Source organism: Dysgonomonas termitidis (genome assembly GCF_054657735.1).
In genome coordinates, this window is the sequence record NZ_BAAHYD010000002.1 from 1,252,034 (window position 1) to 1,266,258 (window position 14,225).

The window sequence follows — 14,225 nt, forward strand, 5'->3', positions numbered from 1 at the left end:
AGTAAAGTTAATATGAAAACAAAACAAGAAATTGTAGACAATTGGCTTCCAAGGTATACCAAAAGGCCGTTAGAACAGTTTACCAAACATATATTACTTACCAATTTTGCAAAGTATGTAGAGGTGTTCGCAGGTCATTTCAACGTGCCTATTGTAGGGCTCGACGGCAATATGCCGAATGCATCGGCTAATGGTATTACTATTATTAATTTTGGTATGGGAAGCGCCAATGCGGCCACCATAATGGACCTACTAAGTGCTGTTGAACCCGAAGCCGTATTGTTTTTAGGCAAATGTGGAGGGATAAAGAAGCATAACAACCTGGGAGATTATATATTGCCTATCGCGGCTATCCGGGGAGAAGGGACATCGAACGATTATTTTCCGCCCGAAGTGCCGTCTTTACCCGCTTTCAGCCTGTTGAGGTCGGTATCGTCCACTATCCGTAATCACAACCGTGATTACTGGACTGGGACAGTATATACCACCAATCGCCGGGTGTGGGAATATGACGATGTATTCAAAGATTATCTGAGGCGGATTCGCACAATGGCTGTGGATATGGAAACGGCGACATTGTTTACCTGCGGGTTTGCTAACCAGATCCCGACCGGAGCGTTGCTATTGGTATCTGACCAGCCAATGATTTCGGACGGTGTGAAAACTGAAAAAAGTGACAGCCTGGTCACTAAAAGTTTTGTGGATGAACATGTGCTTATAGGCATAGAGTCTCTTACAACACTGATAAACAACGGGCAAACGGTTAAACATCTGAAATTTGAATAAGGACTATGACTTTTGAGCAAATTATAGCCGATATAAAAGCCCGTAAATTTAAGCCTGTTTACTTATTGATGGGTGATGAGCCGTATTACATCGACGAGATAACAGATATGCTGGTAAGCACCGTCCTGCCCGAGGAAGAAAAGGACTTTAACCAAACTATCCGCTATGGAATGGAGACTGATGTGGCTTCTGTTATTACTATGGCGCGTAGTTTCCCGATGATGTCCGATTATCAGTTGATTGTTATAAAAGAAGCTCAAAATCTGAGTAAAATAGAGGAACTGGAGGTTTATGCAAAGAATCCGCTTCATACAACCGTCCTTGTACTCAACTACAAGAACGGGACGCTGGATAAACGTAAGAAGCTGTATGCGGAAATAGATAAGAACGGTATAGTGTTCGAGTCGAAGAAGATACCGGAATATAAAATACCCGCCTTTATCTCTTCTTACATGCAACAAAAAGGGCTAACTATAGATGCCAAATCGGCACAGATGCTATCCGATTACTTGGGAAACGATCTGAGCAAACTGACAAATGAGATAGCTAAGTTGCTGATTGCCATACCGGGAGGCCAGACACAGATTACTCCTAATCTGATAGAAGAGAATATTGGTATAAGCAAGGATTTTAACAACTTCGAGTTGCTAAAGGCTGTTATAGAAAAGAATACGTTCAAAGTGAACCAGATAGCGGATTATTTTGAAAAGAATCCCAAGAACAATCCTTTGATTGTGACATTGGTAGTTCTTTTCAACTTCTTCAGCAACCTGATGATATGCTACTGGGCAAAGAATAAAACAGAGCAGGGTATCGCTGCCGAACTGGGATTCAGGAATCCATATCAGGCAAAAGATTATGTTGCGGCGATACGCAACTACAATGCTTTTAAATGTATGGAGATACTTAGCCTGCTGAGAACATACGACGCTAAATGCAAAGGGGTGGATAATGTATCTACGCCCGATGGGGAATTGCTAAAAGAGTTACTGTATAAAATAACACATTAGTCTGCGCCTTATGAGAAAGAGTTTTATATACATCCTGTCGGCTTTATTATTGCTAAGTATCACTATTAGAGCAAATGACCCTCTAAGGAAGGAGACATATATCTATTCCGTAAAAGGGACAGACACCCTTCGTCTCGATAAATATGATTTGCCCGGGCCGGAAAAAGAAAAGCCATGCATCGTTTTTATGTTTGGAGGAGGTTTTGTCGGAGGAGTTCGTGATAATAAGAATTACATTGGGTATTTCAATCATTTGGCGAATAAAGGCTTTACCGTAGTTTCTATTGATTATAGGCTGGGAATGAAGAGCCTGAATACCCAGGACCCGATGCGTATCGTAGCCGCTCTTAATAAAAGTATATCTATGGCTGTGGAAGACCTCTTCGATGCCACGGCTTTTGTAGTGGATAATGCCGGAGGTTGGAATATTGATAAGGATATGATTGTCGCCAATGGTTCCAGTGCAGGTGCCGTATCTGTTTTACACGGCGAATATGCTATCTGTACCCGGGCAAAAGTAACGGAGAAACTTCCTGTTGGGTTTAATTATGCCGGGATTATCTCTTTTGCCGGCGCAATATTCAGTATAGACGGGGAGTTGCAGTGGCAGACACCTCCGGCTCCGATGCAGTTATTTCATGGCGATGCCGATAGTAATGTACCTTATGATAAGATAGAGCTCTATAACTACGGCTTTTACGGATCGAAATATATTGCAGGACAGCTAAATAAGATAGCTTCGCCTTATTATTTCTTTGATGTGAAAAATGCGGCGCACGAAATATCAGAGAGTCCGATGACTTCCAACTTACAGGAAATAGACAGCTTCCTGGAAAAATATGTGGCTGGCAGGCAGCCACTGATGATTCATACGGAAGTACAGCAGATCGGTAAACCGGAAATGAAGAAAGACTTTCAGATGTCAGACTATATAAAGACCAATTTTAAGTGACAGATCCCTTTTCTAAAGGAACAATCTCTTTTAAAATACAGGCTTGTCGGCAGATAGTGAGGGGCTGCCACCTTCTATATACGGCCATCCGTCTTTATCCCATTTTACCTGGTCCAGCAATAATACACGGCCTTTAGGATTTTCCACATCTACTCCATGATAGAAAATCCAGTCGTTTCCTTTCTTGTCCTGTACTATCTCGGAACAATGGCCATTGCCTACGAACCGGGAATTGGAGCCTATGACAACTGAATATCCGTTGTCCATCATGTCTTTACCTGATTTATCCACATATGGGCCAAATAGAGATTTGGATCGTCCTACAACAAGTTGGTAGGTGCTCTTTATTCCTTCGCAACAACTGCCAATGGACGCGAACATATAATAGTACTTTCCTTTCTTGTAAATATATGTTCCTTCGAAGGCAGTTCCCGCTATCCGCTTTTTGGCGGCGCCCGGTTTCAGACTTAGGCCATCCTTACCCAGTTCAATGGCATAAATACCTCTGAAGCTGCCCCAGAAAAGGTATTTCTTGCCTTTGTCTTCTATATAGAACTGGTCGATGGAGTTCTGGACGTCTATATCCTTACTTTGGAAAAGCTTTCCTTTATCGAGGAACGGCCCTTCCGGTTTATCGGATACGGCAACACCGATGCCGCATGTCCATTCGCCGCCCCATACCGACATGGAATAGTATAGGACATATTTCCCTTTGATGTAGTTGATATCGGGCGCCCATAGTCCGCCTTTCGGTTCGAAATTTGGGCGGGTACTATTTGTAAAAGCAGTACCGGTAAATGTCCAGTCGGTGAGGTTATCTGACTTGTAGATGGGTATATTGCGGGTATTTTCGGTTGCATATAAGTAAAAGCTGCCATCTTTAGTTTTGATGATAGTAGGATCGGGTAAGCTGGTATTGATTACCGGATTCTGATATGTATTGGAGTTCTGGGCTGATGTATTAATACAGAGAGACTGTATTAGAAAAAGGATAATGGAAAGCAATAATGGTTCTGTTTTCTTCATAATATATAAATTGGAATTCTTCAAATAGGAACGGATAAATGTTCCGGACGCTCCAAATATAATGCATATATTTTGAAGAACAGGAGCCATTAGTGTACAAATGAATATGGGTGATTAAGATTGACTAAAAATTACCTTTCGCTGGCTGAAATTTGCTATAAATGGCTGCCCATACCATTTTATCCTATATAAATTCATCGGGCAGATTAACCAGATATAATTTTGCACTGGCCCGGGTAATTGCAGTATATAGCCACCGGTAAAAGTTTACACCAAGATGCTCTTCCGGGATATAGCCTAAGTCGAGAAATACATTAGACCATTCTCCCCCCTGAGCTTTGTGGCAGGTTACGGCATAAGCAAATTTAACCTGTACCGCATTATAATAGGGATCTGCTTTCAGTTTCTTCATCTTGCCTGCACGGGTAGATATATCGGCATAGTCTTCCATTACATTCACGAATAGTTCTTCGGAACGTTCGCGTGTAAGTCCTGCCACATCGGAATGAAGCGTATCCATCAGTATTTTTAGCTCCAGTTCTATGTCATAATCGATGCTCTTTACCAGTACATCCCGGAAACGGAAACCATACAACTCCTGTTCCCCGCGGACACGCAATACTTCTACTATTTCGCCATTGGCAAGAAAGTCTATGCCTTCAGTATTCTCAGTCCAGAAGTAATTGTTCTTGGTAATCATCAGCATATCGCCGGCAGAGAGTTCTTCTTCCCGGTAAAGTATGCGGTTTCTTACGCCTTGATTATAGATGTTGGAACGTTTATTGGAGCGGGAAATAATCATAGTATTCTCCAATCCGTCGCGGTCATAGGCCGCCGATATTTCATCTATAAGGTCTTCCCCCGATATACGGACAATATCTGTGAACTTTTTTAGCTTTAACCTGGGATAAGCTTCTGTTTTCCCCTTGTTAAGCGCATTCCGGATATGGGTAGCATTATATAATATACCGGAACTTTCGGCTTGCCGGACGATTTGTGATAACATAGTTTCACGCACTTCCAGTCCGTATCCGGTAAGTACATCGGTTTGTAATGCTGGGCTGTCGTCTTCGCCTACAGGCGGTAGCTGGGCAGAGTCGCCAATCAATAATAACCGGCAGTTTTCTCCCGAATAAACGTAATGAATAAGATCATCGAGTAACCGTCCCGTGCCGAAAACGGATGAATCAAGCCCATTGTTGCTTATCATAGACGCTTCATCGACAATGAATAAAGTATCTTTATGCAGATTGTCCATTATTCCGAAACTGCCGAAGTCACCGGAATACTTTTGCTGGCGGTATATTTTCTTATGAATAGTGAATGCAGGGTGGCTGGAGTATGAGGAGAAAACTTTGGCTGCACGTCCCGTAGGAGCGAGCAGGACGGTTTTTTGCTTAAATTCGGTCATTGTTTTTACCAATGCTCCTAAAAGGGAAGATTTACCCGTACCTGCGTAACCTCTCAATAAGAATAAAGATTCTTCTTTCTGTAAAAAAAGAAAATCCACGATCTTTTCCAAAGCGGTAGCTTGTTCGGAAGTAGGTTCGAATGGAAAATTCTGCTTTATCTTATCCAGGAAGAATTTATCAATCATAATGAAGGGTTAAGTGAATTGAAGTTCAAAAATAGTGGATAAAAATTTCTTTTTCTAACTTTGTACATATTAAATCAGGGAAATATATCAATCTTTATAAATAGATTTATCTATAGATTGGAGAAAGAGTAATAAGTATTGAGTAATATGTATGAATGAATATTATTCTGTTTACTTTGCAATATAAAATTTAAATATGTTCTTACCGGAAAATATAGATCTTGGACAGTCAGAAAAATACGTTTTATCCATCCGTATAAAAACGGATGAATTTATGTTTTCTATCTCCGATCCGGAGAATAGGAGGGGATACTGTCTGCGTGAAACTACATTTTCGGCTAATGATAAACTATTAGGTAATATTCAGCGGATTATTTTTGATCTGAATTTCCTTACTCAGGAATTTAAACGGACAAATGTTATTATTGTTTCTCCTGATTATGAACTGGTTCCCGCACCTTATTTCAACATAAAGGAGAAAGATAGATTATATAACTTTACCCATAATCAGGAAGCCGGACAATTGATGTCGGGATTGATTGAAAAACAGGATGCTATATGCCTGTTTAATGTAGAGAAAGATATTTTTGAGTTTCTTTCGCGTAATTTATGGAATCCTCACTTTTTTCACCATTCCAATCTGCTTATTAATCTATTAGAAGACAGGAGAGGGGTAACAAACTTAAGGTCGATGGTGTATTTGAATTTTCATGGTAGCTTTATGGATGTTATTTGTTTTTCAGGTTCAAAGCTTGTCCATTGTTTGACTTATGAAAACGAACCGGCAGCCAATCAGATTTATTTTATTCTTAAATTATGGGAGAGTTGTGGTTTTAATCAATTGGAAGATTATATATATATTAGCGGCAAACCAGATGAACTGGTTGTTATCCGGCTACAGGAGTATATAAAGAATATAGAAAGGGTAAATGCTCCGAGCGAAGTATATTTATGGAATGAGGATGCTCAAAAGGCTCCACTCGATTTATTGGCATTAGCATTATGAGAATTATCAGCGGAAAATATAAGGGGCGAAGATTCGATCCGCCTAAAAGTTTCAAAGCACGGCCAACTACTGATTTTGCAAAAGAGAATCTTTTCAATGTGCTGAATAACACGATAGATTGGGAAGATACCGTTGCTCTCGATTTATTCGGAGGGACAGGGGGGATAAGTCTCGAGCTGGTATCGAGAGGATGCCCGCAGGTCATATGCGTTGAGAAAAATTTCAGTCATGCATCATTTATTGAAAAAACGAAAGAGGAATTGAAAATAAAATCAGAATTATTATTGCTTAAAATGGATGTTTTCAGTTACTTGGAAAGATGCAGGGAGCAATTCGATCTTATTTTTGCAGACCCTCCTTACGATATGAAAAATTTTGTGGATGTTCCGCGTATTGTTTTTGAGAAGGGTTTAATAAAGCCGGGAGGTATATTTATACTGGAGCACCCTAAAGATTATGATTTTTCCGGTTTACCTTTATTTGAGGATAAAAGGGTATATGGAAGCGTGAATTTCAGTATTTTCAGGGATCTTCTATAAAAAAGAAAAGGTTGTCATCCCGACAACCAATCTTCATTGTTAACCTTAAATCTAATACCATGAAAAACACAGTACAAAGATAATTGATTTTTATGTTATAAAACATGTTTTGGTGTTTTTCTTTTGTTTATTAACTTTATTTAACTTAATTAATAATTCTTCATTAAAGTAAAACAGAATATAAACGATCTAAAACTCCGGTTTATCCTTATAGTTTCGTGAATTCGGATGTGGTACGCCAAAGACTTTCGTTGAAACACTATCAATTTCCACCTTCCAAACCCGAACATTATTTATAGATGGCGTGGAATACGTGAATTTCCTTTCGGTATATTGTTTCATAATGATATCCAACGCTTTTATCTTTTCTTCGAAATCGTATTCGAAAACAACCTGACCACGACATATGACACTACTACCTTTCATCCTGTAGCTGCATGCTACTTCCCTGTTCTGATATGTGAGCACCGGTTCGGTACAGAAAGTAATACATACATTCGGATTTTTCTCCAACGAATTGATACTGCTCCCTTCCTGTGCCGAATGTAAATAGATGACATCATCCTGATAACCGAAATTCATCGGTATTATATATGGCATACCATCGGTATCTATCATACCAACATAACAGATCTGATTCTTTAGAATAATTTCATTTATCAGGGTGCGTTCCTCAACAGTAACCGTCATCATAGTGTCTCAAACTTTATTTTGAGGTAAAGATAAGAAGAATATACTTTGAGGAAAACCCCTTATTCCTAATTCTTCACGGACACAATGTAATCGCCTGCAGGGAATGCCAATGTATGCTTAGTTTGATGTTTATAAATATCCTTTGGTTCATATTGTCCGGAAGCAAGTTTCTTGCCATTGATTGTTATTGTTTTATCCCGGCTTTCCGGTAAATAGACTATTGCCTGAGTTCCCTGAGGCACATAAAACTTCAACAATAGTCCATCGTTAGTGCTAACAAACCCGGATTTTATTTTACCTGCTACCGAAGGTATTGTAATAGACGCATCGGGGTATGATGCCGGATCTGGTTCTATTTTAAAAACTTTATATGCCGGCTCTAAAGGATAAACACCACAAAGATACTGGGCCAGCACAGTCAGGGCTCCTCCACTCCATGCATGATTAACACTACCACCGCCAAAGCCACCTTCATCCCAGCCTTCAAACAGAGTAGTGTATGCCCTGTTATTTACCATATATGAGAAACGTCCTTTCGTCCTCTCTAATGCATACTTGCCTTCTCCCATTATAAACAGGGCCTCCATTACATATTTCTCCATATAAGGGCTGGCATGGAACTGTGTATTAAGGAGCTTTATGATGTCCGGATATTTAGTTTTATCTGCAATACCGGATATGACAGCCAATGCCTGTACGCGGTCATCAATACTTCCTCGATATTCGGGATGCTGGTAAGCTACACCATTCCAACATGAATTATACCCCATCCTTACTCTATTCATAATAGCCCTGTATTCCTTCGCATCATCTGTATTTCCCAATTCGTCGGCCATCAGGGCAGCACCCTTCAGAGCAAGGTAATGCCACCCTGCAAATATAAGCCGGATATCTCTGTTGTCTCCCCAGTCCCCCCATGTCCAGCCTCCCGATCGAAAAGCTGTTAACCCGCTATTATCCAGCGTCCACAAGGAAAGATATTTCTTTACGGCAGGATAAACCTCTTTTATTGTTTCTTTGTCTCCGGTATTTATATAATATTTCCAGAAACCATAATATCCTATACTTGCCAGCATTTGTCCGGGAAGCTCGCTGTCGAAATTTCCGGACGGAACAGGAGAGAAAAGAGTTCCATCATCTTTCTGCCAGGCAGCAAGCTCCTTTACAGCCTTCCTCATCAACAAATGCGTGGATGTCGAATAGGTATAAAAACTTTCACCCATAAGCACTACCACGTCGCCCCACCACTGGGCACGTTCCCTGTCGGGGCAATCGAAATATGTATCCCGCATATTTATATAGAGGGTGCGTAGAGCTTTGTCCCAAAATCGCATATAGAAAGTATCACTACATGAGAATTCGCCTTCCACATTTGTATTATAACCGGTTTCCCTGTATTTTATGCCGTCAACTTTCACTCCGGGGGGCACAATAAGATATATTCTCTGTCCATTGAGCCAACCCAAAGATTCATAGTTCTGATCCCCTTTCTTTGTTATATATTCAGCTCTCAGGTTTATATCTCCACCAGCCTCCGTATGATCGGTAAAAATTGAAATCAAATTGCCTCCGTCTTTGTCTGAGACATTGATGATAGGGGTCATCTGCATATTGTAAGGGAGAGTAGCTACAATAGTATCATTTATTGCACCTTTTATCCGTTGCAATTTAACGGCTTTCTTAATACCGAAATCCTTCCAGAACGGGATCGGCCTTTTCACCAGACTATTCCAGGGAGCATCACCCCACTTACCTGCTTCGACAGCATTTCCAAAGCCATATAAGCTTCGGCAATCGGCCGTTTGCCAGTTACCAATATCTTCACGGGCATCGAAACGGATATTCGACTCCGGCAGGCGGTAATTTGGCAAAGGCTCTCCACTATTCCCATAGGCAGGATGTATTTTACATAACCATGAGGCATCGCTTACCAGATCCTGAGCATCTAGTTTTGCATCGAAAATGAGTCCGGCTTTACCACTACTCTTATGAGAGAACCCCTCTTTGCCAAAATACCATAAAAGAATGGCTATTTTATTCTCACCTTTTTTAAGGAATGGGGCTATATTTACTTCATCATAGTATGTATCTCTCGGATTAGGACCACGTTTAAGGCCTCCTTCAAAAATAACCATCTCTCCATTAATCCAAAGCCAGTATTTACTATCGACAGCAATTTTGGCTATGGCTCTGGAAGGTGTTCTATCAATGGATATATCTTTGCGATAAGCAATCCAGGTATTCGACTCGTTTACTTTTTCTTCCGGCGATGTTATCCATTTGGATTGGGCATTTGTAATTTGCAGGCTAATTAAATAACAAGTAATTAATAAAAAGATGTTAATAGTTTTTTTCATGTTCCATAAATTAGTGAAGAATTTACCAATTAAGTCTCCGGAAATCTATCTAAGGGCATTAATATAGAGCAACGGAGATCAATTCATGTTATTATTTAAGCCTGGTTAGCAGGCTTTGTCTCTTTAATTGATTATACACTTGTATAAATTTATTTATCAATTTTGTAGATTTTTTGAATTTTTGTGATTGAGGCATATTTATTGAAGCAATAGGTAACAGGCAGTGACTTTAGTTAATTATGTGTGATATCAGGAATACGAGAAGCGGGCATATTATTTATATCTCCCAACCTCTGATATCTTAGGGTATATCCGTAAAATACCATGCTGATAATAAAAATATTCATTTCTTTGAGGTTCTTCTTATACAGAACTCATCACTATATCTATGATGTTTTTATTCCTGGAAGTATTTCTCTTTGGTATTCTTATTAATTCTTCTGTTATTACATCCATAAGACTTAATCTAAAGTATAATTGGGCAATTTCATTTGTACATCTAAATTACTACCTTTTGAGCAGACAACAAAATTAAAATCCAAAAAATTCTAAAAAAATTAACATTCCATCTGCCAAGGCCTTTGTAGACCGGAAATAAAAATCCCCCCGCAATATAACTATAGCGGAGGGATTCATATATAGATCTATTTTATAGCATCAAGGAATGCCTTAGTTACTGTTTTTGGACATACGCTTACGATCATTTTCATCGAGATATATCTTCCGCAAACGGATAGAATTAGGGGTGACCTCCACATATTCATCTTCTTTTATATATTCCAATGCGTCTTCCAGGCTAAAGATAATAGCCGGAGCCAAACGTACCTTATCATCTGTACCCGATGCGCGTACATTGGTTAATTTCTTAGACTTGGTAAGATTCACAACCAGGTCCCCGTCTTTATTGTGTTCTCCTACAATTTGTCCCATATAAATATCCGTCTGGGGCTCCACAAAGAAACGTCCCCTGTCTTGCAGTTTATCTATAGCATAGGCAAAAGCATTACCCGATTCACTGGCGATTATGGAACCGTTCGCACGTTTTTCTATATCGCCTTTCCAAGGCTGGAATTCAAGAAAACGATGTGCTATAACAGCTTCTCCGGCAGATAATGTAAGAGCGGTATTGTTTAATCCGATTATTCCTCTCGAGGGTATAGTAAATTCAAGATACACACGGTCTTTTTTACTGCCCATCATTGTTAATTCGCCCCGGCGACGTGTTACCAGATCAATAATCTTACTGGAATATTCTTCCGGCAGGTTGATTGTCAGCTCTTCTACCGGTTCATGCTTAATACCGTTTATTTCCTTTATAATTACTTTCGGTTGTCCTACCTGTAATTCATATCCCTCACGACGCATCGTCTCTATCAGGATAGACAAGTGGAGAATACCGCGACCGAATACCAGCCAACTGTCGGCATTCGCTGTTGATTCTACACGCAATGCCAGATTACGGTCAAGTTCTCTCATCAGGCGGTCATGTATATGGCGCGATGTCACGAACTTACCATCTTTTCCGAAGAAAGGCGAATCATTGATCGTGAAAAGCATAGACATAGTAGGTTCATCGATATCGATAGTAGGTAATGGTTCGGGATTTTCTATACTGGCAATTGAATCGCCAATTTCAAAACCTTCGATTCCCACAAGGGCACATATATCTCCGCATTGAACACCCGGAACTTTGGTACGGCCGAGTCCTTCAAATGTATTTATTTCCTTTATCTTCGTCTTAATTATGCTCCCATCTCTCTTACAAAGAGAAACATCCATATTTTCCTTCAATTCGCCCCTATGAACACGGCCTACGGCTATACGTCCCACATATTTGGAATAATCGAGCGATGTGATCAGCATTTGGGGAGTACCTTCCAATATTTCAGGAGCAGGAATATGCTTTACAATGGCATCGAGTAGCGGGGTGATATCTTCGGTAGGTCTGCGCCAGTCTTCCGACATCCAGCCTTGTTTTGCCGAACCGTATATGGTCGGAAAATCCAACTGTTCCTCTGAGGCATCCAGGCTGAACATAAGGTCGAAAACCATTTCATGTACTTCGTCGGGACGGCAATTAGGCTTGTCTACTTTATTGATAACCACAATAGGTTTTAGCCCCATCTGGATGGCTTTCTGTAAAACAAAACGCGTTTGTGGCATAGGTCCCTCGAACGCATCTACTAATAGTAAACAGCCGTCAGCCATATTCAATACCCGTTCTACCTCGCCTCCGAAATCGGCGTGTCCGGGAGTATCTATTATATTGATCTTTGTTCCTTTATAATTGATGGAAACGTTCTTGGACAGGATAGTGATCCCTCGCTCACGTTCCAAATCATTATTATCGAGAATAAGTTCTCCTGTTGATTGATTCCCTCTGAAGAGTTGTCCGGCAAGAAGCATCTTATCTACAAGGGTAGTCTTACCGTGGTCTACGTGCGCGATAATCGCAATATTTCTAATATTTTGCATATATATGATTTGAGGCTGCAAAGGTACTACTTTTTAATAATATACAATCAAAAACAGCCTTAAAAGAGAAGCGCATTTTGTACTATATTCAGGACTGCACTCCGGAGCATCCTCTGCTTTCTGCATGGATAAACAGATAATCGCCAGATAAGTCTTTCAGCACCTCTTCGTCTGAGGTCAGCTGCCCGTCATACAATTTACAGGGGATATATCCCAGATTTTCAAACAGTTCTTTTACAGGTTTCTCATTTTCGCCCCATACTTCTACCTGGACAACCGGCTTGAACTTGTCTATTATACTTTCCATATCAGACAAGACGACATATTCAAAACCTTCGATATCGCATTTTATATAATCCAGCCTGTCTACAGAAGAAAACAGAACCGAAGGAATTTTCATCTTAGCATCGAATGTAAATTCCTGATTTTGAATATCTCCGTCTCTCTGTGGGTCATAGACATGAGGCAAGCCCGTCCTTAAATATCCGACATTAGGCGAACAAACCAGCGTCACATCTTTTTCTTCTTTACCTAATGCATAGGGATATAGAATGATATTCTTCCGTTTGCGGGCTTTTTCATTGAAAATCTTATTGTATAAGGCAATAGGCTCAACCGAATAGACCATTCCGGATTTTCCTACCCACGAAGACATTAATATCGAGTAATAGCCCAGGTTAGCCCCTATGTCTATCACCACATCCCCTTCATGTATAAGATTCCTTATGTAATAATGATATTCGTACTCTTTCTTATTCTTTAGTAATCCCTGTTTGTACATCACAAAAAAAGATCTTTGCAGCAAGCGTAAGTAATTTTCAAGGCTCAGGCAGCGAAAGATTATTTTTTTTATGCTATTTTTCATATGTTATCCGGATTACCTAAGGCTTTATCCGCAAGGCCTTTTTTGAAGATCAAAGAAAAGAGGTTTATTATCCCATATACCCTCTGACGATTCCGCGAGGTGAGTTTTTCACAAAATCAACAATCTGTCTCATTTCAGGAGTTTCTTCAAATTCTTTCTCTATCTTGCTTATGGCATCAGAGAAATTGAAACCCGACTGATAGATCATACGGTATATCTCCTGTATTTCATTTATTTTCTCATTGGAATACCCGTTCCTTCTCAAACCTACCAGGTTCACACCGGAATAGCAAACAGGTTCGCGCCCTGCAATAATATACGGAGGGATATCTTTCCCCAAGCGTGTACCACCCTGTATCATAACATGAGCGCCTATGCGTGTAAACTGATGCACCAATGTTCCGCCACTCAGGATGGCATGATGATCTACCTCTACTTCTCCGGCCAGTTGTGTCGCATTTCCGACTATCACATAATCACTGATTACACAATCGTGCGCAATATGGCTATATGCCATCAATAAACAGTTACTGCCAACTTTTGTATATCCCTTCGATGCCGTCCCCCGGTTTACGGTAACACATTCTCTTACTGTGGTATCATCTCCCACAATAGCAAGACTATCCTCTCCTCTAAATTTAAGGTCCTGAGGAAGACCTCCGATCACAGCCCCCGGAAATATACGGCAGTTCTTTCCTACACGGGCTCCGTAGCGTATATTAGCACCCGACATGATAAGCGTGCCATCCCCTATTTCAACATTTTTATCAACAAAAGCGAATGGTTCTATTACTACATTCTCTCCCAGTATTGCTTCAGGATGTACATATGCCTGATGAGATATATTTGACATGATATACTAAATTAAGGCCTTAAGCCTATTTATTACTTTTGTATCTGCAGCAGCCATAGTCGACTA

At 40.3% G+C, this 14,225-nt stretch carries 12 protein-coding genes; 5 read left to right on the forward strand and 7 right to left on the reverse strand.

Annotated features, from left to right (window positions below):
• The first annotated feature begins 12 nt into the window (after window positions 1-12).
• Genes ACYQ3L_RS09170 through ACYQ3L_RS09180 form a run of 3 tightly spaced genes read left to right on the forward strand, consistent with a single transcriptional unit; the run spans window position 13 to window position 2,748 of the window.
• Window positions 13-786, forward strand: a complete 774-nt coding sequence (locus ACYQ3L_RS09170; RefSeq protein WP_291107690.1) for an AMP nucleosidase — start codon at window positions 13-15, stop codon at window positions 784-786.
• Window positions 787-791: 5 nt separating this feature from the next.
• Window positions 792-1,796: a DNA polymerase III subunit delta gene (gene holA / locus ACYQ3L_RS09175; RefSeq protein ID WP_379998635.1), complete on the forward strand. Its 1,005-nt coding sequence runs from the start codon at window positions 792-794 to the stop codon at window positions 1,794-1,796.
• A 10-nt stretch (window positions 1,797-1,806) separates the two neighbouring features.
• Window positions 1,807-2,748, forward strand: a complete 942-nt coding sequence (locus tag ACYQ3L_RS09180; protein WP_379998637.1) for an alpha/beta hydrolase family protein — start codon at window positions 1,807-1,809, stop codon at window positions 2,746-2,748.
• 30 nt (window positions 2,749-2,778) lie between these two features.
• Here ACYQ3L_RS09180 and ACYQ3L_RS09185 read toward each other — a convergent pair whose 3' ends face one another.
• Both ACYQ3L_RS09185 and ACYQ3L_RS09190 read right to left on the reverse strand, forming a co-directional pair.
• Window positions 2,779-3,774, reverse strand: coding sequence for a family 43 glycosylhydrolase (locus ACYQ3L_RS09185; protein ID WP_379998639.1), 996 nt, complete (start codon window positions 3,772-3,774; stop codon window positions 2,779-2,781).
• 184 nt (window positions 3,775-3,958) lie between these two features.
• Window positions 3,959-5,371 carry an ATP-dependent DNA helicase gene (locus tag ACYQ3L_RS09190; protein ID WP_379998641.1) on the reverse strand — a complete coding sequence of 471 codons (1,413 nt, stop codon included), beginning with the start codon at window positions 5,369-5,371 and terminating at the stop codon, window positions 3,959-3,961.
• Window positions 5,372-5,567: 196 nt separating this feature from the next.
• On the opposite strand from ACYQ3L_RS09190, the gene ACYQ3L_RS09195 reads away from it, so the two are divergent.
• Window positions 5,568-6,377, forward strand: a complete 810-nt coding sequence (locus tag ACYQ3L_RS09195) for a DUF3822 family protein (RefSeq protein WP_379998643.1) — start codon at window positions 5,568-5,570, stop codon at window positions 6,375-6,377.
• Window positions 6,374-6,916, forward strand: a complete 543-nt coding sequence (locus ACYQ3L_RS09200; protein ID WP_379998645.1) for an RsmD family RNA methyltransferase — start codon at window positions 6,374-6,376, stop codon at window positions 6,914-6,916. The genes ACYQ3L_RS09195 and ACYQ3L_RS09200 overlap by 4 nt, the downstream gene beginning before the upstream one ends.
• Window positions 6,917-7,105: 189 nt before the next feature.
• Here ACYQ3L_RS09200 and ACYQ3L_RS09205 read toward each other — a convergent pair whose 3' ends face one another.
• The 5 genes from ACYQ3L_RS09205 to lpxA all read right to left on the reverse strand — a co-directional run bounded on the left by ACYQ3L_RS09205 (window position 7,106) and on the right by lpxA (window position 14,159).
• Window positions 7,106-7,609, reverse strand: coding sequence for a pyridoxamine 5'-phosphate oxidase family protein (locus tag ACYQ3L_RS09205; RefSeq protein WP_379998647.1), 504 nt, complete (start codon window positions 7,607-7,609; stop codon window positions 7,106-7,108).
• A 65-nt stretch (window positions 7,610-7,674) separates the two neighbouring features.
• Window positions 7,675-9,966 carry an alpha-L-rhamnosidase-related protein gene (locus tag ACYQ3L_RS09210; protein WP_379998649.1) on the reverse strand — a complete coding sequence of 764 codons (2,292 nt, stop codon included), beginning with the start codon at window positions 9,964-9,966 and terminating at the stop codon, window positions 7,675-7,677.
• A gap of 669 nt (window positions 9,967-10,635) precedes the next feature.
• The gene (gene typA, locus ACYQ3L_RS09215; protein ID WP_379998652.1) at window positions 10,636-12,441 is read right to left on the reverse strand and encodes a translational GTPase TypA; all 1,806 of its coding nucleotides are present in this window, start codon (window positions 12,439-12,441) and stop codon (window positions 10,636-10,638) included.
• An 88-nt stretch (window positions 12,442-12,529) separates the two neighbouring features.
• On the reverse strand, window positions 12,530-13,306 hold the full coding sequence (locus ACYQ3L_RS09220; RefSeq protein ID WP_459952397.1) for an FkbM family methyltransferase: 777 nt from the start codon (window positions 13,304-13,306) through the stop codon (window positions 12,530-12,532).
• Window positions 13,307-13,373: 67 nt separating this feature from the next.
• Window positions 13,374-14,159 (reverse strand): acyl-ACP--UDP-N-acetylglucosamine O-acyltransferase, encoded by a 786-nt coding sequence (gene lpxA, locus ACYQ3L_RS09225; RefSeq protein WP_379998654.1) that lies wholly within the window; start codon window positions 14,157-14,159, stop codon window positions 13,374-13,376.
• Between the last annotated feature and the right edge of the window lie 66 nt (window positions 14,160-14,225).

What these genes read in the sequence shown, in the direction of transcription:
- ACYQ3L_RS09170 (WP_291107690.1), top strand. Translation starts at nt 13, where the DNA reads ATGAAAACAAAACAAGAAATTGTAGACAATTGGCTTCCAAGGTATACC.
- holA (WP_379998635.1), top strand. Translation starts at nt 792, where the DNA reads ATGACTTTTGAGCAAATTATAGCCGATATAAAAGCCCGTAAATTTAAG.
- ACYQ3L_RS09180 (WP_379998637.1), top strand. Translation starts at nt 1,807, where the DNA reads ATGAGAAAGAGTTTTATATACATCCTGTCGGCTTTATTATTGCTAAGT.
- ACYQ3L_RS09185 (WP_379998639.1), bottom strand. Translation starts at nt 3,774, where the DNA reads ATGAAGAAAACAGAACCATTATTGCTTTCCATTATCCTTTTTCTAATA.
- ACYQ3L_RS09190 (WP_379998641.1), bottom strand. Translation starts at nt 5,371, where the DNA reads ATGATTGATAAATTCTTCCTGGATAAGATAAAGCAGAATTTTCCATTC.
- ACYQ3L_RS09195 (WP_379998643.1), top strand. Translation starts at nt 5,568, where the DNA reads ATGTTCTTACCGGAAAATATAGATCTTGGACAGTCAGAAAAATACGTT.
- ACYQ3L_RS09200 (WP_379998645.1), top strand. Translation starts at nt 6,374, where the DNA reads ATGAGAATTATCAGCGGAAAATATAAGGGGCGAAGATTCGATCCGCCT.
- ACYQ3L_RS09205 (WP_379998647.1), bottom strand. Translation starts at nt 7,609, where the DNA reads ATGATGACGGTTACTGTTGAGGAACGCACCCTGATAAATGAAATTATT.
- ACYQ3L_RS09210 (WP_379998649.1), bottom strand. Translation starts at nt 9,966, where the DNA reads ATGAAAAAAACTATTAACATCTTTTTATTAATTACTTGTTATTTAATT.
- typA (WP_379998652.1), bottom strand. Translation starts at nt 12,441, where the DNA reads ATGCAAAATATTAGAAATATTGCGATTATCGCGCACGTAGACCACGGT.
- ACYQ3L_RS09220 (WP_459952397.1), bottom strand. Translation starts at nt 13,306, where the DNA reads ATGAAAAATAGCATAAAAAAAATAATCTTTCGCTGCCTGAGCCTTGAA.
- lpxA (WP_379998654.1), bottom strand. Translation starts at nt 14,159, where the DNA reads ATGTCAAATATATCTCATCAGGCATATGTACATCCTGAAGCAATACTG.